At 62.7% G+C, this 19,098-nt stretch carries 12 protein-coding genes; 11 read left to right on the top strand and 1 reads right to left on the bottom strand.

What is annotated here, in order from left to right:
* Positions 1-111 precede the first annotated feature (111 nt).
* From E4631_RS09000 to E4631_RS08965, 8 genes are all read left to right on the top strand, one after another.
* Positions 112-1,089, top strand: coding sequence for a MoxR family ATPase (locus E4631_RS09000; RefSeq protein WP_133656171.1), 978 nt, complete (start codon positions 112-114; stop codon positions 1,087-1,089).
* A 76-nt stretch (positions 1,090-1,165) separates the two neighbouring features.
* Positions 1,166-2,041 (top strand): DUF58 domain-containing protein, encoded by an 876-nt coding sequence (locus E4631_RS08995; RefSeq protein ID WP_133656172.1) that lies wholly within the window; start codon positions 1,166-1,168, stop codon positions 2,039-2,041.
* Between the two features lie 138 nt (positions 2,042-2,179).
* On the top strand, positions 2,180-3,745 hold the full coding sequence (locus E4631_RS08990; RefSeq protein ID WP_133656173.1) for a BatA domain-containing protein: 1,566 nt from the start codon (positions 2,180-2,182) through the stop codon (positions 3,743-3,745).
* Positions 3,745-6,030 (top strand): DUF4175 family protein, encoded by a 2,286-nt coding sequence (locus E4631_RS08985; RefSeq protein ID WP_133656174.1) that lies wholly within the window; start codon positions 3,745-3,747, stop codon positions 6,028-6,030. Before E4631_RS08990 ends, E4631_RS08985 begins: the two co-directional genes overlap by 1 nt.
* A gap of 93 nt (positions 6,031-6,123) precedes the next feature.
* Complete coding sequence (locus tag E4631_RS08980) at positions 6,124-7,902, top strand: hypothetical protein (RefSeq protein WP_133656175.1); 1,779 nt, start codon at positions 6,124-6,126, stop codon at positions 7,900-7,902.
* 146 nt (positions 7,903-8,048) lie between these two features.
* Positions 8,049-8,621 (top strand): RNA polymerase sigma factor, encoded by a 573-nt coding sequence (locus E4631_RS08975; RefSeq protein ID WP_133656176.1) that lies wholly within the window; start codon positions 8,049-8,051, stop codon positions 8,619-8,621.
* 8 nt (positions 8,622-8,629) lie between these two features.
* Positions 8,630-10,324, top strand: a complete 1,695-nt coding sequence (locus tag E4631_RS08970) for a hypothetical protein (protein WP_133656177.1) — start codon at positions 8,630-8,632, stop codon at positions 10,322-10,324.
* Positions 10,325-10,478: 154 nt separating this feature from the next.
* Positions 10,479-11,702, top strand: coding sequence for a DUF4394 domain-containing protein (locus E4631_RS08965; RefSeq protein ID WP_133656178.1), 1,224 nt, complete (start codon positions 10,479-10,481; stop codon positions 11,700-11,702).
* Positions 11,703-11,836: 134 nt separating this feature from the next.
* Here the strand turns inward: E4631_RS08965 and proS are convergent, their stop codons facing one another.
* Positions 11,837-13,312 carry a proline--tRNA ligase gene (gene proS / locus E4631_RS08960; RefSeq protein WP_133656179.1) on the bottom strand — a complete coding sequence of 492 codons (1,476 nt, stop codon included), beginning with the start codon at positions 13,310-13,312 and terminating at the stop codon, positions 11,837-11,839.
* Positions 13,313-13,575: 263 nt separating this feature from the next.
* Here proS and E4631_RS08955 point away from each other — a divergent pair, with 263 nt between their 5' ends.
* The 3 genes from E4631_RS08955 to E4631_RS25890 form a co-directional block, all read left to right on the top strand.
* On the top strand, positions 13,576-14,961 hold the full coding sequence (locus E4631_RS08955) for a hypothetical protein (protein WP_133656180.1): 1,386 nt from the start codon (positions 13,576-13,578) through the stop codon (positions 14,959-14,961).
* Positions 14,962-15,051: 90 nt separating this feature from the next.
* Complete coding sequence (locus E4631_RS08950; protein WP_133656181.1) at positions 15,052-16,710, top strand: OmpP1/FadL family transporter; 1,659 nt, start codon at positions 15,052-15,054, stop codon at positions 16,708-16,710.
* Between the two features lie 1,278 nt (positions 16,711-17,988).
* A partial coding sequence (locus tag E4631_RS25890) for a hypothetical protein (RefSeq protein ID WP_205704220.1) occupies positions 17,989-19,098 on the top strand: 1,110 nt, incomplete at its 3' end.

The raw sequence follows: 19,098 nt of genomic DNA, 5'->3' as shown, positions 1-19,098 counted from the left end.
CCTTGCCGCTTGTTTTCACTTGATTACTAACCCATTGTGAAGAAAAGATTGCCGCGCTCCACTTCGTTGCGCTCGCAATGACAGACGTTTATCCGCTTGCCAAAACTCTACATGACCGAACAAGACGTAAAAACGCTTCTCGCCAAGCTCCCTACCCTCAAAGCCGAAATCGGCAAGGTCATAGTGGGCCAGTCGGCTGTGCTCGACGAGGTATTGGTGGCGCTGCTGGCCGGCGGCCACGCCCTGCTGGAAGGCGTGCCGGGCCTGGCCAAAACGCTGCTCGTGCGCACCCTGGCCTCGGCCACCGACTTGCCGTTTCGCCGCATCCAGTTCACGCCCGACCTCATGCCGACCGATATTCTCGGCACCGAGGTACTGGAGGAAGACCACGGCACCGGGCACCGCTCGTTCAAGTTCAACCCCGGCCCCATTTTCGCCAGCCTGGTGCTGGCCGATGAGATAAACCGCACGCCGCCCAAAACCCAGGCCGCGCTGCTGGAAGCCATGCAGGAAGGCCACGTGACCTACGCCGGCCAGGAGCACGCGCTGCCTAAGCCGTTCTTCCTGCTGGCTACGCAAAACCCTATTGAGCAGAGTGGTACCTACCCCCTGCCCGAGGCGCAGCTCGACCGCTTTTTGCTGTACGTGCGCATCGGCTACCCCACCGAGCAGGAGGAAATGGCGGTGCTCAGCGGCACCACCGGCACGGCGCGGCCCGAGGTGCAGCCCATTTTGGGCGGCGACGACATCCGGCAGCTCCAGCAGTTGGTGCGGCAGGTGAGCCTCAGCCCCGAGCTGCTGAGCTTCGTGAACCGGCTGGTGCGCGCCACTCGCCCGGCCACCTCGGAAGTCAAGTTTATCAAGGACTACGGCCGCTGGGGCGCGGGCCCGCGCGCCGGGCAGGCGCTTATCCTCTGCGCCAAGGCGCGGGCGCTGCTGCAAGGCCGCTTCGCCGCCACGCTCGATGATATTCGGGCGCTGGCGCCGCCGGTTTTGCGCCACCGCGTGCTGCTGAATTTTAATGCCGAGGCGGAGAACCTGACGCCCGATGATGCCGTGGCGGAATTGCTGAAAGCGGTGGCGGTGTAGCGCGGACTTTCAGTCCGCGAGTACATCATTCGCTTGTAAACTATCGAACTCGCGGACTAAAAGTCCGCGCTACTGCATGTTAACCCCCGAACTCCTCTACGCCCTGCGCAACCTGCCGCTGGCTGCCCGCCAGGCGGCCGAGGGCTTTCTGGCCGGCGCGCACGCCAGCCGGCGGCACGGCGCGGGCATGGAGTTCAGCCAGTACCGGCCCTACCAGCCCGGCGACGACCTGCGCCGCCTCGACTGGCGCCTGGCCGCGCGCTCGGACCGGTACTATTTGCGCGAGTCGGAAGTCGATACTAGCCTGACGGTGAACCTGGTGCTGGACGCCAGCGCCAGCATGAACCACCGCGACGATAACGGCCTCACCAAGCTCGACTACGCCCGGCTGCTGCTAGCCGCGCTGGCTTACCTGGCTCAGAAGCAGGGAGATGCAGTGGGCCTGACCATCTTGCGGCCCGGTGCCTTGCAGCACTACCCCGCCCGTAGCGACACGCGCCAGCTGCCGCGCCTCTACCACGCCCTCGAAACGGCCGAGGCCACCGGCACCTTCCCCGACACCGCCACGCTGGCCCCGCTCACGGCCCGGCGGCAGCGCGCCCTCACGGTGTGCGTGAGCGATTTATATGAGGAAGCCGGCGAGATAAACCGCCTGCTGGGCCGCCTGCGCGCCGTGAGCGGCGACGTGCTGCTGCTGCACCTGGTGGCGGGCAATGAGCTGAATTTTAGCTACAAAGGCTGTGTTACGTTCCGCGACCTCGAAACCGGGCAGACCTTGCAGCTCGATGCCGACCAGCAGCGCACCGGCTACCAGGCGCAGCTGCGCCAGTGGCTGCGCGACACCGCCCAGGCCGCCCGCCAGCAGGGCATCGACTACCACCAGCTAAGCACTGCCGACCCGCTGGACGGCGCGCTGCGCGAGTTTTTGAAACGAAGGCAGGCTATGAATTAGTTTTTTACCGCGGAAGACGCGGAAGATTTACGCGGAGGGCCGCGGAAGAACAGCCTCCGCGGCCCTCCGCGTAAATCTTCCGCGTCTTCCGCGGTAAAAAAATCCTGACACTCACTTAATTAGCATTTTTTAGCTCGCTTGCTGACTTTTACCAACCCTTCTGTATTGCCGCTGCTGGGCCTGCTCGTGCCGCTGGCCATCCACCTCTGGAACCGGCGGCCGGGCCGCGAGGTGGCGGTGGGTAGCCTGCGCTGGCTGGCCGCCGGGGCCAACCGCCGCCTGCGCAACCTGCGCCTGGAGCAACTATGGCTGCTGCTGCTGCGGGCCGCGCTGCTGGCGGTGCTGGCCATGGCGCTGGCTGGTCCGGCGTGGCGGCAGGTGCGGCCTGCGGCCCAGGGCCAGGTGTTGGTGAGCCCCGCACTGGCCGATGGCAGCAGCCTGGCGGCCGTGCGCCCCACCCTCGACTCGCTGCGGCGGCACGGCTACCGGCTGCGCTGGCTGGCGCCCGGCCTACCCCCCATCACGGCCGCCGAGTGGCAGCGCGACTCGCTGGGCCGCCCGGCCACCAAGCCGCGGGGCGACAACTTTTATTGGGCGCGTCTGCAGCAGGCGGCCGACTCATTTCCGGGCCAGCCGCTGTGCGCCGTGACGCCGGCCGCGCTGCGCGGCTTCGGCGGCGCGCACCCGACGCTACCGGCCAACCTGACCTGGCAAACCGTGCCCACGCGCACCGCCACCGACTGGCTGCAAGCGGCCGGCGCCAGCACTGATAGCCTACGCCTGCTGCTGGGCCACAGCGACGAAAAGCAGACGACTTTCCGCACTGTGCGCGTGGCCCTACCCCAGTCGGGCGCGGCGATTACCGTGGCGGGCCTACCCCCCTTGCGCTACGAAACCACGGCGGGCGGCGCACAGCTCCGGCCCGCAGCGGCCGACTCGGGCCGGGCGCCGGCAGCGGTACCCGTGCTGGCCGGCCCGCTGCGCGTGTACCTCTACGCCACGGCCAGCTACGCCGATGATGCGCGCTACCTGCGGGCGGCGCTGCGGGCGGCGGCCGTGGGCCTGGCGCGACCACTGGCCCTCACCGCCGGCCCTACCCCCCCCGACCCAGCCCAAGCTGCCGACTGGCTTTTCTGGTTAAGCGATAGCCCGGTACCGGCCGCCTGGCGCGCCCGCGTGCCGCGCGGCCTGCGCTTGTGGCAAGAAGCCGCTGGGCCGGGCGTGGCCGATACCGCCACCCTGGCCACCACCGAAACAGCTGACGCCGCGCCCATTCGCATCTTGCGGCGCAGTAAGCCGCCAGTAGCTGGTCAAGCCCGATGGGCTGATAGCCGGGGCCGGGCCGTTCTTACGGCGGCACCACAGGCACAAGGTGTTACCTATCAATTGGCTACGCGTCTCAACCAGGCCTGGAGCAAGCTAGGCGACAGCCCGGAATTGCCGGCGCTGCTGCTGAATTTATTGGCTCCCGAAACCCAACTGGGGATTGATTCGACCTTAACCGCGCACGACCAGCGCCGCCTCGACCCGGCGCAGCTGCCGGCCCAGCCGGTGCGCGTAGCCAGCCGAGCGGCCGCGCCACCCGTGGCTTATCGCTTCACCGATTTGCGGTCCTGGCTGGTAGTGCTGGCGGCAGCACTCTTTGGCCTGGAGCGCTGGCTGGCGCAGCGGCGCGCGGCTTCCACTCCTTCTCTTTCAGCATAATGCAGGTAGCTTCTCAGATAGCAACGGACTTGGGCGCCGCCCGGCAGCACCTGCGGGCGGCGGGGCGCAGCTACGCGGGGCGGCGGCTGGCGGCAGTGGCGCTGCCTACGCTGGCGGGCCTGCTGCTGCTGGGTGTGCTGGCGGCGCGCTGGCCGGCCGGCCGGCCGGGGCTGCTGGTGGCCGCGCTGGCGGTGCTGGCCGTAGCCGCCTGGCAGCTGTGGCCGTTGCGGCGGCTAGGCCCAGTTGCCGTGGCCCGGCAACTGGACCGGCTATTTCCGGAGCTGGAAGACAGCGCTGGCCTGCTGCTGCACGAGGCGGCGCAGCTACCGTTTCTGGGGCAGCTGCAGCAGCAGCGCGTGGGCCAGCGGCTCGATGAGTTGGCGGCTACGCAGGCGCCGCTGCTGCCGGTTTCTTTCAAAAATTCTCTACTAATCAGTGGCTTACTGCTGGCTGGCAGCGTGGTGGCGTGGTGGCTGCCAGCGCGGCAATCGGCGGTAGCTACCACGCCGGCCACGGTGGCGCTGCGCTTCACGCCTGACGCGGGCCGGGCGGTGCCGGTGACTGCGCCGCGTATTACCAAAGTTGAGCTGCTGGTGACGCCACCGGCCTACACGCGGCGGGCGGCGTTTGTGCCGGCGGCGGCTTCGTTTCAATGCCCGCAGGGGTCGCGGGTGCGCTGGCTGGTGCGGGTGAATAAGGGGGCCGGCGCCGCGCCGGTGCTGGAGCTAGGTAGCCAGAAGCTGACCTTGCGGCCGGTGGCGGGGCAGCCCACGCAGTTCGCGGCCGAGCAGGTGCTGAGCGCTTCGGCGCTGTACCGGCTGCGCTTCGCAGGGCAAACTTCGGATGACTACGCCATCGACGTGCGGCCCGACCAGCTGCCGACTATTCGCATTCAAACCCCTAAGCCATACACGCTTATCGCGGCGATAGGCACCCGGCCCGAGGTGCCGATAAAGGCCACGCTGCGCGACGACTACGGCCTGACCCGCGCCGAGCTGGTCATTACCGTGGCGCAGGGCCAGGGCGAGGCCGTGAAGTTTCACGAGGTACGCCGCGACCTGAGCGCCGGGCTGGGCGGCCAGCCGGGCGAGGCCACTGTGAGCAGTTTGCTGAACTTGCCCAAGCTGGGGCTGACTTACGGCGATGAGTTGTATTTCTACCTGCAGGCCCGCGACAACAATGGCCACGCGGCACGCTCCGACGCCTTTTTGGTGCAGTGGCAGGACACGGCCGCCGCCACCAGCGCCATCGATATGGGCATGGGCGTGAATACCGCGCCGGCCTACTTTCGCAGTGAGCGTCAGATTATTATCGACACCGAAAAGCTGATTGCGGAGAAGCCCAAGCTCACGGCGGCCGAGTTTACGAACCGCGCCAATGCGCTGGGCTTCGACCAGCAGTCGCTGCGCCTGCGCTACGGCAAGTTTTTGGGCGAGGAAGCCGAGAAGGGCTTGGGCGTGACGGCCGGTCCGCCCACCGCCGACGAGCCCGCCGCCCCCACGGCCGATGCCCCGACCGCCGACGCACCGGCCGAAGCAAAAGCCCCTACCCCCCCAGCCGAGGCCGACGACGACCACGACCACCACCCCGAAGCGCCGGCCGGCCGCAACTCCTCGCCCACCGCCGCCACCGACGCGCTGATGGACCCTTACATGCACAAGCACGACGACGCCGAAACCGCCGATTTTCTAGAGCCCGCCGTGAAGGCCAAGCTCCACGCCGTGCTCGACGAGATGTGGGCCGCCGAGCTGCGCCTGCGCACCGGCCAGCCCGCCGCGGCCCGGCCCTTTGAGTACCGCGCGCTGCGCCTGCTCAAACAGGTGCAGCAGCAAACCCGCGCCTACGTCAAGAAGGCCGGCTTTACCCCTACCCCCCTGCCCGAGGCCACCCTGCGCCTCACCGGCGAGCTGAAGGGCGCCGCCGCCCCGCAGCTTCGGGAAACCGTGGCGGCCCCGGCCACCCAGCCCACCGTGCGCGCCGCTTTGCGCTGGCTGGCTACGCAGCACGGCCAGCCCGCCCGCCCCACCGAAGCTGCCGCGCTGGAGCAAGCCGGCGCCGCGCTGGCCCAGGCGGCTTTGCAAAAGCCCGGCCTATACCTGCCGGCTTTGCGCGCTTTGCGCCAATTGGCCACCAATGCCCGCGCCGGCCGGGTACCCTGCGCCACCTGCCTCGCCCCCGCCCAGCGCGCCCTCGCCGACCTATTGCCACCGCCCGTACCCACCGCCGCCCCCGCCGCCACGCCCGACCGCCTGGCCCGGCGCTACTTCCAGGAGTTGGGGCGGTAAGTTATTTTTAGCTGACTATCAATTCGTTTAATCAGCCTGCTTTCTGCGAAATACTGCGTTTTAACACCGCGAAACACTGCGCGAAAAATCTCCTTGCCAACTGCTCCTTCCTCACTGCTTATAGCCGCCCTCTGCGGACTAGTAGCCCTGGCTCTGGCCTGGGCGGCCGTCCGGCGCGCCGACCGCCGCCGGCTGGCGCTGCGGCTGCTGGCCAGCCTGGCGGCCCCGCTGGCGCTGTATTTCACGGCCTACCCCCCCCAGCAGCAAGTAGCGGCCGCCCGCGCCGAAGCCATCGTACTCACGCCTGGCTACCAGCCCGATACGCTGCGCCAGCTGCTGCGCCGCCTGGGCCGGGGCACGCCAGTGTGGGCCTACAGCACGCCGCCGCCTACCCGTGCCAAGTCATTGGGCAGCCTGCTGGCCCTGGCCGAGCAGCGCCCCGCCCTGCGCCGCCTGCACCTGCTGGGCGAAGGCCTACCCACCGCCGAATTACCGGCGCTGGGCGCAGTGCCCGTGGTGCGCCACGTCGGGCCGACCTACGCCGGCTTTACGGCCGCCAACTGGACGCAGCAGCTCACCCTGGGTCAGCGTTTTGAGGTAGAAGGCATGGTAGCGGGCGACAGCCCCGCCTGGGTGAGCCTGCAAGCCGAAGGTACCGGCCGCGACTCGGTGCGGCTGGCGGCAGGTGGCAGCTTTCACCTCAGCTACCAACCCAAAGTGGCCGGCTTGGCGCGCTACGCCGTGGTGCTGCGCCGCGCGGGCAGCGTAGCTACCGAGCCGCTGCCGCTGGAAATCACCACTATGCCCAAGCCCGCCGTGCTGCTGCTGGCCGCCGTGCCGGGCTTCGAATTTAAGTTTTTGAAAAATGGCCTGGCCGCTCAGGGCCGGGCGGTGGCCCTGCGCACCACCGTGAGCCGCGGCCTGGTGCAGACGGAGTTTGTGAACCAGTCGCCGCAGCCGCTCGACCACCTCACGCCAGCGCTGCTGGCCCGCTACGCCGTAGTAGTGGCCGATGCCGCGACCTTAGCCGCCCTACCCCCCGGCGAAAGCCAGACGCTGCGCGCCGCCATCAACCAAGGCCGCTTGGGCCTGGTACTGCTGGCCGACCCTACCCCCCTGCCGGCAGCCGTGCCCGCCCGCGCCGACTTTGTGGTGCAGCCGCTACCGGTGGCTGGCACTGTGGCCCAGCTCCTAACCTGGCCTAATGCCCCGGCGCCGGTGCGGGCGCTGCTACCGGCGCGCCTGCGGCCGGGGGCGGCGTTGCGGCCACTCATCACCGGGCCCGGCGGGGCCCTGGTGGCGGCCGGGCGGCGCTACGGCCTGGGCGCGGTAGTGGTGTCGGTAGTGCCCGAAACCTTCCGCTGGGCCTTGCAGGGGCAGGCGGCGGCCTACGCCTCGTTCTGGAGCCAGCTGCTGACGGCCGCCGCGCCGCCGCCCACACCCAGCGCCACGTGGCTGGCTTTGGAACGCTGGCCACACCCGCGCCAGCCCCTCACGCTGCGGCTGGCGGGGCCGCGCCCTACCCCCCTGCCCACCGCGCAAGCCCTGGCGGGCGGCCCGGCCGTGGCGCTAGCCCTAGCCCAGGACACCCGCCTACTCGAGTGGAGCACCGCCGAGTACTGGCCCAGCGCCGCGGGCTGGCACCAAGTGCGCGGGCCGGGGCGCACGGTGCACAGCTTCTACGTGTACGACTCAGCGGCTTGGCGCGGGCCGTCCCTGCACGCGGGCGAGCAGGCACTGGCCGCCCGCGCGGCACGCGCAAGCCAGGGCCCGCCGGCCACAACTACCGTGCGGCAGCCGTGGCCGGCGGGCTGGTTTTTCGGACTGTTTTTGCTAGCGGCGGGCTTGCTATGGCTGGAAGAGAAGCTATAAAGCAACAGACAATATTGTGACTTTATACCGACGACTTATAGTGAGTCGTCGGTATTTTTTTAGGGCCTGCGCAACCGTTACGGGGCGCCGCCGGTCAAGCCCCCGAACGCCGCTGCTACCGGGGCAGTCGTCGATTAGTATTGCGTATGGCTGCTGCTCCTGCTGTTGTTTCTGAAGCCCTGCTAACGGCGTGTCGCCGGGGCGAAGAAGCAGCGCAGCTACGGCTCTACAACCAGCTGGCCTACGGGCTAATGGGCATATGCCTGCGCTACTGCCCCAGCCGGGCCGAGGCGGAGGATGCGCTGCAAAACACGTTTGTCAAAATCTTTACCCGCCTCGACCAGTACCGGGGTGATGGCCCGTTTGAAGCCTGGGCGCGGCGCATTGCTGTGCACACTTCCTTGCACGCCGTAGAGCAGCACCGCCTGCGCCACCCCACCAGCACCGGCGCCGCCAACCTGGACGAACATGCGGCGAACCTGCCCAGCCCCGACCCATCGGCCCTCGACCAACTCGCTGCGGCCGACTTGCTTCAGCACCTCACGGCGCTGCCGCACGGCTACCGTACGGTGCTCAACCTCTACGCCATCGAGGGCTACTCGCACCCCGAAATAGCACAGCTGCTGGGCATTTCGGAGGGTACCAGCAAGTCGCAGCTGGCCCGCGCCCGCCAGCTACTGGCCCACCGCCTACGCCTGGCCAAACCTACGCTCTGCTAATCCTCCTCATGAACGAAAGCCCTGACTCTATTCGCCCCGAAGATGACGCCAGCGACCCGTTGCTGACCGCGTTGCGGCAGCGCCTGGGCGACTACGGCGAGGCCCCTCCGCCGGAAGCCTGGGCTGGCATCCGGCAGCGCCTACCGGCGGCGGGGTCGCCTTGGTGGCGCCGGCCGCGCCGGTTACTGCCGCTGCTGGCCCTGCTCCTGGGGCTGGTAGCCGCTGGGCTGCTCACGCGCCGGGCGGCCCGGCCCGCAGGCAGCTTGGCGACTAGTGAACCAGCAGCTGCTCAATTGACTACAAAGCAGTCACCTACTAGCACCCTTAAGCAGCCCGACGCATCAATTTTAACACCTAACAATCAGAATTTTAAATCAAAATCCAACTCGTATGCTGCGGCCAATCCCCTACCCCCGGCGGCAGAACTGAAGCCCACGCTGCCTGCTTCGCGGCTCAATAGCCAAGCCATCTACAATGCTGAGAGGCCCCACGAAACCGGACGCCGCCTTGCGGCCGCGCCTGCGCTCAACCAATCGGCGCGGCGGATACCACTCGCGCTTGCAACTACTCCTGAGAGGCATGCCCTACCCCCTGCTATTTCGCGCAACGCATTGCCGGCAGCCGCTGGCAGCAAGTTCCGCCGCCCGGCCGAAGGTGCGCTCGCTAACAGCAGTGCGACGCCAGGCGACTCGCGACGCACGAAGCTGAGTGCCGCAGCAACTGCCGCAAGGCAGCCCCGCGCGGTAGGCCAGCTAATTGCGGCAGCTAGCAGCCAGGCAGCGCGGCAGTCCGGTTTTGCCGCCGGCAAAATAGCACCAGATGACGGCCACTCGCTGCCACGACACCACCCCGCAGCCGCTAAGCCTGGTGCCCGTAGTGCTGACTGGGTTGTAGCTAACCGCCAGCGTCCACGAGCAACAAGCATGGATAAATCATCAGCTAATTTTTCAGCTCTACCCATTGATTCATCTAACTTCATAACCGCTCGCTTGCCAATAGTGCCGCTGGCCAGCCTGCCAGTACCGCTGGTGGCGCGGCCCGACTCGCTGCGGCCGCCCTACCCCCCGGTGCGCCGCTGGGCCTTGCTGGCCCTGGCCGGGCCTACGCTCAGCTACCGCACCATTGGCCCCGCGCCGGCTACTACCGGCTACCCAGACTTTGCACACCTGGAGCGGCCGGCCGCGGGCCTGGGTGCGCAGGTGCAGATACGGCGGGTGCTGTCGGGCCGCTGGGCGCTGGCCGTGGGGGTAGGCTACCAGGAATATGCTACCCGGCTGGCGTTGCAGCTGGCCGACTCTGGCGGGGCGCGCATTCGGCAGCGCGATACCTACCGGCTCCTCACCCTGCCCGTGCAGCTGAGCTACGCCCTGGGCGCGCCGCGCGGCCGGCTGGCCAAGGCGCTGCTGCTGGGGGCCGAAGCGGGCTGGTACCAGGGTGGCCGTAGCACCGAAGGCAGCGACTACGGCGGCCACCAGCGGACCTACACCGCCACCGACAGCCTCTACGCGGCTAAGACCCTGGCCCTGACCCTGGGCCTGGACCTACGCTACCGCCTTGGGCGCCCGGACTCGCGCTGGCAGTGGCTGGTGCAGCCCACGGCACGCTACGTGCTCACGCCTTTTGTGCAGACTAACACGGCGTTTTCGCCGCGCCAGCCTTTCAGCTTGGGGCTGTTTATGGGTTTTTCCTGGGATATCCGCTAGGGTTCAAATCTGGCCGGCCGCTTTGCTCTACGCTATGCCCATCTTTTCCACTGCATTCGTCTTTTCGATATGACTCGCTATGTGACTTTGCCCGGCGCGACTGGACTGCTGCTGGCGGCCTACCGTGAATTTCTTACTTACTAATTGCCTTTCTATGCAACGATTTACTCGCATTGTTACGGTTGCTGTGTTGTTTGCGGCCCTAGTGGCCGCTCGGCCAGCCGCTGCGCAACTAGTATATGGCCTCGAAGCCTATGCAGACAATCCTAAGTTGGTTTCTTTTTCGGCAACCAGTTCCAGCATTATACGCTCGCGGATGCCTATTACGGGCCTCGCTACCAACCAAGAATGCGTAGGGCTTGATTTTCGGCCGGCAACCGGTGAGTTGTTTGCATTGGGTTATGATTTTAGTAATCAGACAGGTCAGATGTACACGCTCAATTTGACTACGGCAGTGGCTACCCCACGCGGCAGCCGCGCATTAGCGCTGCCGCTAGGGTCACATCAGGTTTGGATACAAACCCAGTCCTACACCGAAATCGGTTTTGATTTCGACCCGGTGGCCGACCGTATTCGCGTTACCAGCGGCATTACCCAGGCCAACCTGACCCTTGACCCGGTTAGCGGCAGCATATCCGCTGTCGATGCTCCATTAGCCTATGCGCTGGGCGACGTAAATGCGGGCTCGGCACCTAACATCGCCACGGTGGCCTATGCCAATTCCAGGGGTAGTACCACGGCTTATGTACTCGATGAAGCCCAAAATCGACTGGCTACGTTGCAGCCCGCCGCCTCGGGCCAGTTGCACACAATAGCCCAAACCAATAGAAGCATACGGGAATTTTTTTATAAATACAGCATGGCTGACCTCGACATTTACACCGCCTCTGCTACCAGCCCTGGCGTCGGTTATTTTTCTGTGAGTGGCCTCGACCCAGCGGATTTTTACTCCAGGTTTGGTACTATCGACCTGGCTACCGGGCAGATAACCCTTTTAGATGGCCGTATTGGCCACGACCCAACGTTGCCTAGCAGCCCACTAAATGATGGCGCTTGGGTAACGGACATTGCCGTGCAACCAGCAGCTTTTGCCTTGTTTGCCCATCCGGCCGAACTGCTTACTAACCTCACACTATTTCCTAATCCTATAGTCAGCACCACCCAGCTACAGTGTGAGCTACCTCGTGCTGCCCATGTCGAGCTAACGGTAACTGATATGCTAGGGCGCATCATCGACCATGTCTATGCCGGGCAGCTACCGGCTGGCTCACAAGTTATTAGCTGGAAGCGTAAAGGCCAGGCTGCTGGCAGTTACTTTTTTCACCTGCGTTTTGATGGGCAACCAGCCGGTAGCTGTCGCGGCATACTTGTTCAGTAGCGCCTCTATTGGGCCGAGGTCAAGCGCTTTAGTTAGCAGCATCAGCTTTAGTAGCAGCAAGCCCCACAAAAAGGCCCCCGTGCGTCACGGGGGCCTTTTTGCTGGTCAAAAAAATCGAGCTTCTGCGTAGGCGGCTAATAGGCCCTAGCAAACCAGGCGCGGCGCTGGCTGGGCCGGCCGGTCACGATGCACACGCCGTCCTCGTCGGCTTCGTTGAGGGGTAGGCAGCGCACAGTGGCTTTGGTTTCTTCCTTGATGCGGTCCTCGGTTTCGGAAGTGCCGTCGTAGTGGGCTACTACGAAGCCGCCCTTGGTATCGAGCACCTCCTTAAACTCGTCGTAGGTTTCGACGCGGGTGGTGTGGCTATCGCGGTAGGCCTTGGCCTTGTTGTAGATGTTGAGCTGGATGTCGTTCAGCAGCTTATCTACGCTGTCAACTACGTCGGCCAGGGGCAGCTGGAGCTTCTGCTTGGTGTCGCGGCGGGCGGCTTCGACAGTGCCGGCGTCGAGGTCGCGGGCGCCGATGGCCAGGCGCACGGGCACGCCCTTCAGCTCCCACTCGGCAAATTTGGCACCGGGGCGCTCGGTGTCACGGCTGTCCACTTTCACCGAAATACCGCGCGCAATCAGCCCCTGCTGAATGGGCCGAATACGCTCCAGCAGCGCATCCATCTCACCGGTCTTATAAATGGGTACGATAACCACCTGAATGGGCGCCAGCTTGGGGGGTAGCACCAGGCCGTCGTCGTCGGAGTGGGCCATGATGAGCGCGCCCATCAGGCGGGTGCTCACGCCCCAGCTCGTGCCCCACACGTACTCCAGCCCGCCCTCTTTGTTGGCAAACTGCACATCGAAAGCCTTAGCAAAATTCTGGCCCAGGAAGTGGCTGGTGCCGGCTTGCAGCGCCTTGCCATCCTGCATCAACGCCTCGATGCAGTAGGTGTCTTCAGCACCAGCAAAGCGCTCATTGGGCGTCTTCACGCCTTTGATGACGGGTAGGGCAATGTGCTCCTCCGCAAACTCAGCGTACACGTCGAGCATCTGGCGGGTTTCGGCCACGGCTTCGCTCGAAGTGGCGTGGGCCGTGTGGCCTTCCTGCCACAAAAACTCGGCCGTGCGCAGGAAGAGGCGGGTGCGCATTTCCCAGCGTACCACGTTGGCCCACTGGTTGATGAGCAACGGCAGGTCACGGTAACTCTGCACCCAGCCTTTGTAGGTGCTCCAGATAATAGCCTCCGAGGTGGGGCGCACGATGAGTTCCTCTTCGAGTTTGGCGTTGGGGTCTACGCGCAGCTTGCCGGGGCGGTCGGGGTCGCTTTGGAGGCGGTAGTGGGTCACCACGGCGCACTCTTTGGCAAAACCTTCAGCGTTTTTTTCCTCGGCCTCAAACAAGCTCTTGGGCACGAACAGCGGGAAGTAGGCATTTTCGTGCCCGGTGCGCTTAAACATGTCGTCGAGCTGGCGCTGCATCTTCTCCCAGATGGCGTAGCCATAGGGCTTAATAACCATGCAGCCGCGCACGGCGGAGTTTTCGGCGAGGCCGGCCCGCTTGACCAGCTCGTTGTACCAGGCCGAATAATCTTCCTGGCGGGTAGGCAACTTTTTGCTCATAGTAGCATCTAAAAACCGGCCGGCCAACGCGGTAATAGCGGGGGGTAGGGCTGGTATAAGTTTTGTATCAGTAACTTTATTAAAAAGGCACCGTTTTGGGGCGAAATTACGTTATAGTAAGGGGCGTCAATGCAGAAGGTACTAGGTTAAGCAGTTCTTTTTGGGCCGGGCCGTGGGGTCTGGACTTTACATAGCCTCCATTTGCCACGCGTTTCTTTTACTAACTCACTCAGCAACTCGCTGACTACTCACCTTTTTCAGTCATGAAAAACCTGCTCACTGCCACTTTGCCGGCTCTGGCGCTGCTCGCTTTGGGCGGGTGCGCCAGCACCGGGGCGCTGACAACCTCTACGGAGACTGACGGCGTTTATTATTCTTCTAAAGACCACACCACGGCTGTTGGTTCGCCGGCCGGCGTATACAGCGGCAATGGCTCATACGGCAGCAACAGCGGCACTATCCCCGCCAGAGCGCTCGACGACACTACGCCCGCTACCGTCGCCACTACCGAAGATGCTAACCCCGATTACCAGGGTGGCACCGCCACGCAGGCCGCGGTGGGTAGCGACTACTACAGCAATGGCTACTCGTCTTACAATGCCAGCGGCTTTGGCCAGCCCTACGATGGGCCCGGCGTTAGCTCGTTTAATTACACGCCCAGCGCCAACTACGCGGTGTCGCCGTCGTACTACGGCTCGCCCTATGGCTACGCCAGTGCGTTTGGCTACGGCTACTCGCCCTTTAGCTACGGCTACGGAATGGGCGGCTTTGGCTACCCTTACGGTGGTTTTTATGACCCCTATTATTCGTCGTTCTATTCTCCCTTTGGCTATGGCTACGGCTCAGGCCTGAGCATTGGCTTTGGTGGGTTCGGTGGCTTCGGCTACCCCTACGGTGGTTATGGATTTAGTCGCTTTGGGTCCCCGTATGGCTACGGCTATGGTGGAGGCTACGGCTATGGCGGGGGGTACGGTGGGGGCTATGGCCGCGGCTATTACGATGCAGGCTATGCCCGGCCGGTTATTTATACCCGCGGGGGTGGTGTTAGCTCGCCTGGCACCGGGGCTGTGCTCTACGGCTCACGCTCCAATCGCGGCGGGGCTGTGCTCAATGCCAACAACGCTGTCGGCAACCCCAATTCGGTAAACATTGGCAACGGCCGAGGCTCTTACACCGGCAACGCCGTGGCACTACCCAACAATGCAGTAGGAAATCCCAGCACAGTCAACTCGATGCCTACGGGCCGGGGCGGCCGGGGCGTCAGTTTCGGCGGCGCTACGGGCCAGCCTACCTACTCTGCTCCGGCAGGCCAAGCCGCTAACGCGGTTCCAAACGCTTCTCCCCGGCGCGGATTTTTCAGCGGTTTCTTTGGCAATGGCAGCGGGGGCACCCCCACGGCCGGCCAGCCCACTACCGGCCAGCCAGCCGGTGGCTACGGCAACCGCCAGCGCAATGCTAACTACGGCCAGAATCAGCCTCAGATGCAGCGTAGCTACAGCCAGCCCCAGCAGCAACAGCGCAGCTATAGCCAGCCTACCTATAGCCAGCCCAGCCGCTCATACGGTGGCAGCTTTGGGGGTGGCGGCGGCGGCGGTGGTAGCGTCGGCGGTGGAGGAGGTGGCGGAGGCGGTGGCCGGGGTCGTCGCTAAGCATTTGATGCCTGCTCGCAACCCATTTACCGCTTGATTTTACCCGAGCCGGCCTACGGGGCCGGCTCTTTTTTGCCCATACTTTTTCTTATGAAACACAAATTTTGGGGCCTGGCTGCTATGCTGGGCAGCTTTTTGACTTTTAGCCGCGCGGCTTACGCGCAGGGTGGCCTCGCCGGCGATGCCCTACTCTACATGCGCCAAAACCCCAGTGGCACGGCGCGCTCCCTGGGCCTGGCGGGGGCCAATGTGTCGCTGGGGGCCGACTTTGGCAACCTCACCAGCAATCCGGCTGGCTTGGGCTTATTCACTAAGTCTGAAGTGAGCTTTACGCCGGGCGTGGGCTTCGGCACTACTAATGCTGCACAGGCGGCCAACTCCGCTGCCGTGGGCACCGGCTCGCCTTCGCTGTCGCAAACGGCCAATAGCTTTCACATTGCCAGCGCGGGAATAGTGTTTGCTAACCGCCGCCCCGACAATGACAACACCAGCGACTGGCGCGGTGGCGCCTTCGCCTTGGGCTTTACCCGGCTGGCCGACTTCAACCAAGGCCTCCGATACCAAAACTCCACCGACGATAACCACTCGTTCTTTCAGCGCCTACGCGAGCCTTATAACAACGGCAACTACACTAGCGCTGATTATCAAAACAACATTAGCGACATAAATAATCAGTATAATACTGGAAACTACCAGGATATCGATGGACTAGCTTATGGTACTGGGCTGGTTGACCACGTAGCGGTGCCTAATCCTAACCCTAACCCTCGGCCCGACCAAGCGCAGGGCCAAACTATTTCTCGCGCAGGCACCCCGGCTCCGCTCGACCCTACCTCCCCTGATTACGCTAATGCTCCGGCGGCCCTGAAAGCCGCCCGCAAAGGGGCTATTACCCAAACGGAAACCATTCAAACGACGGGGTCACTCTCACAGTTTGACCTGGGCTACGGCGGCAACTACCGCGACCGGGTATACATTGGGGGGGGGGTAGGCATTGTATCGCTCAATCGTACCCGCAACAGCACATTCAGCGAAAGCTCGGGCGGCGACCAGGATTTTGTGTCGACTGATTACCTCAAAACCACCGGCACCGGCATCAACGCCAGGCTGGGCGTCATTGTGCGGGCGGCCGACGCGCTGCGCCTTGGGGCTTCTATCCAGACGCCCACTTACATCCGTCTCACCGAGCAGTACAGCACCTCCCTCACGGCCAATGCCAAGTATGCCACCACCGGCACTGTTAATACGCTTTCCACTGCGCCGGGCACGTTCGATTACAGCATCACTACGCCCTTCCGGGCCAATGGCGGCGCCACGGTGCTGCTAGGCAAAGCCGGCTTCCTTACCGGCGACATTGAGTACGTAGGCTATTCGCAGGCGAAGTTCAACACGCTGGATGGCTCCAGCGACCGGGGCTTGAACGATGGTAATTACAGCATTGCCAATAACTACCGCAACGTAGTCAACTTCCGCTTTGGGGCCGAAGCCCGCCTCGATGTTTTCCGCGTGCGCGCCGGCTACGCCTACTACGCCGACCCTTACAAGAGCAGCGACTTCAGCCGCAACCAACAGTACTACACCCTCGGCGCGGGCATACGAACCAAAACCTTCTTCGTAGATGTGGCGGGCGTGTACCTCAATAACAAAGACCAGTACCAGCCCTACTCGCTGGCCTATGTAGCCTCGCCCACGGTTAACCAAACTATCAATCGCTTCACGGCGAGCCTGACTGGCGGCCTTATCTTCTAGCTATAAGCAGGTTACCTGCTTTATAAGCAGGCCATAGCTCACTACTGCAGTGAGCTATGGCCTGCTTTTTTAGTGGGCAATCCAATAAAGACCGCTAGTAGGGCGTTTGTGCCCGCAATAACAATTGTGCCACGCTACCGCTTAAGTAGCGCGCAGCCTAAGCAGTTGATTACAAACGTGACGCGCTACCAGCCAGCCATAAGCGCTGTCGAAAACTATGCCAGGAACAGCAAAGACAAGGTTGCCTTATGACTTCATCTTGCCTTCATACATGAAAGCCTACTTAGCATGAGCAAGTAGCTATTTCTTGGGAACAAAGCAGGCGAGCCCTACCCCTTACTATGCAAGATATAACCAACTATACTACTTTGACAATTTAATTAGTATCAGATAAATTATTACCAGCGCCACCTAAAAATCAAGTTTTCCTCAAATTTATAACATTGCTACTTATCTTAATAATAATCAGTCATTTATAATTTACCTACTGTTGGCTTCAGACAGGGCCTTTTGTAATTTATTTTCAAAGAAAGCAAACGGAAAAGTTTTATTTTCAAAATCTGTAGACTATTTTTGGGCAACCTAACTACAATTGTATCTTGCCGATATAGTAAATTGACTAGAAAATTAATTTCTTCAACTTAAAATTGCTTTTTCTTGAGACAGGCACTTATTTTATTAGCACTATTCATCACACAGTCTGTTTTTTATGCTCACGGCCAAGCGCCTGCGCAAACAGCCGATGACTATATTCGCCCTTACACTGAAGATTTTCAGTATGGCAGTAATATTGGATATTACAATAACGGATGGGATGATGAATCGCTGGCTGGTATAGCAAAAAATGCTGGCGCACATTCGATTCGTCCAACTTTACCCGAATCGTTTCTGGAGCAGTACGGGTACGACATTCGAGCCAGTACCTTTGCTAAGTATACTGGCACGCTGGGTATGAAAGAGCTGACGTGCTTCGTGGAGGGCCCGTCGAAAGCTCACCGCGACCCGACGGTTTATCCCGGCTGCAGTGGTTCATCTAAGCTATTTGCCCACCTGTATGAGCCCATTTGGAATAGCGACGGCAGCGTAAATGCCAATAATTATTATGCTATCTACCTGTACAAGACGCTGCAGGTATATGGCGATAAAGTGCGTTTCTGGGAAATAGTCAATGAGCCGGACTTCACTACGAGTAGTGCAGACATAGACTCCTGGGTTAAAAAAGCACCAAACCCTAATGAACTGGCAAATATCCAGGCGCCGCTTTACAATTACATTCGCATGCTGCGCATCAGCTACGAAGTGATTAAGAAGTACCGCCCTGATGCGTACATCACCACGGGAGGGGTAGGCTACTCGCAGTTTTTGGATGCGCTGCTGCGCTACACCGATAACCCGGTTGACGGCAGTGTGACGGCGGCCTACCCCCGCACCGCAGGCGCTTACCTAGATGCTTTGTGCTTTCACAGCTACCCTTCTTATTCACTGCATTACTGGGACACGCCGGCGGGCGCCTTCAAATACACCCGCAATTCGGACTTTGCCGCCGCACAGGTAATGACGGACCGGCAGGCCATGGCCGATGTGCTGACCAAGTACGGCTACACCGGCACGCAGCACCCAGCCAAGTACCTACTGCTGTCCGAAACCAACATTGCCCGTCGCACTTCGGAAGACCGCACTGGGTCGGATGAGATGCAGCGCAGCTTTGGAATTAAGACCCTGGTGCTAGCCCAGAAAAACAATATTCGGCAGCTCTATTTCTACAGCCTGGGGGAAACGGTGAATGCCCCCGCAGTTGGCCAATCGGTATCGGGAGAAGACGAGATTGCGCTGATGGGTTTATACGAAAACCTGACGCGGGATGCCCCTGGCTCACAAAAGACGACCCTGCTAGGTCAAGCCTTTGCCACGACCTCGAATCTACTGTATGGGTATAGCTACGATGCGGCCCGTACGACGGCCCTAGCCCTACCCACCTCCATAGAAGGGGCGGCCTTCACCAAAAGCGGCGTTACCCGCTATGTGCTGTGGGCCAAGGCATTGACGGACAATTCGGAATATGCTGGCGCAACCTACTCTTTCCCAACCAGCTTGGGCGTAAGCACCGTGCAGCGGCGCGAGTGGAACTACGCAAGCTCGAATACGACCACCAGCCAATCGGCGCAGGGTATTGCCCTAACGGCTACCCCGTCGTTTTTTGAAGCAACTACTACCGTAGCGACAACAACGCCCACGCCGACGCCTACCCCCACGCCTACCCCCACAACCCCAGTGGTAAGCAGTGGGTGCGCGGGCACGGGCAGCCTGCTGCGCGAGCAGTGGGACAACGTCAGCGGCACGAGCGTGGCCACCATTCCCCTCACCACTACCCCCTCCAGCTCGGCCACC

Origin of the sequence: Hymenobacter sp. UV11, assembly GCF_004684095.1 — a bacterium.
Classification (GTDB): Bacteria; Bacteroidota; Bacteroidia; order Cytophagales; family Hymenobacteraceae; genus Hymenobacter.
Note: the sequence above shows the minus strand (reverse complement) of the source record. Positions and strands in the feature narration are given on the sequence as shown.

Coding starts and splice junctions, on each gene's coding strand:
- E4631_RS09000 (WP_133656171.1), top strand. CDS start 112: ATGACCGAACAAGACGTAAAAACGCTTCTCGCCAAGCTCCCTACCCTC.
- E4631_RS08995 (WP_133656172.1), top strand. CDS start 1,166: ATGTTAACCCCCGAACTCCTCTACGCCCTGCGCAACCTGCCGCTGGCT.
- E4631_RS08985 (WP_133656174.1), top strand. CDS start 3,745: ATGCAGGTAGCTTCTCAGATAGCAACGGACTTGGGCGCCGCCCGGCAG.
- E4631_RS08975 (WP_133656176.1), top strand. CDS start 8,049: ATGGCTGCTGCTCCTGCTGTTGTTTCTGAAGCCCTGCTAACGGCGTGT.
- E4631_RS08970 (WP_133656177.1), top strand. CDS start 8,630: ATGAACGAAAGCCCTGACTCTATTCGCCCCGAAGATGACGCCAGCGAC.
- E4631_RS08965 (WP_133656178.1), top strand. CDS start 10,479: ATGCAACGATTTACTCGCATTGTTACGGTTGCTGTGTTGTTTGCGGCC.
- proS (WP_133656179.1), bottom strand. CDS start 13,312: ATGAGCAAAAAGTTGCCTACCCGCCAGGAAGATTATTCGGCCTGGTAC.
- E4631_RS08955 (WP_133656180.1), top strand. CDS start 13,576: ATGAAAAACCTGCTCACTGCCACTTTGCCGGCTCTGGCGCTGCTCGCT.
- E4631_RS08950 (WP_133656181.1), top strand. CDS start 15,052: ATGAAACACAAATTTTGGGGCCTGGCTGCTATGCTGGGCAGCTTTTTG.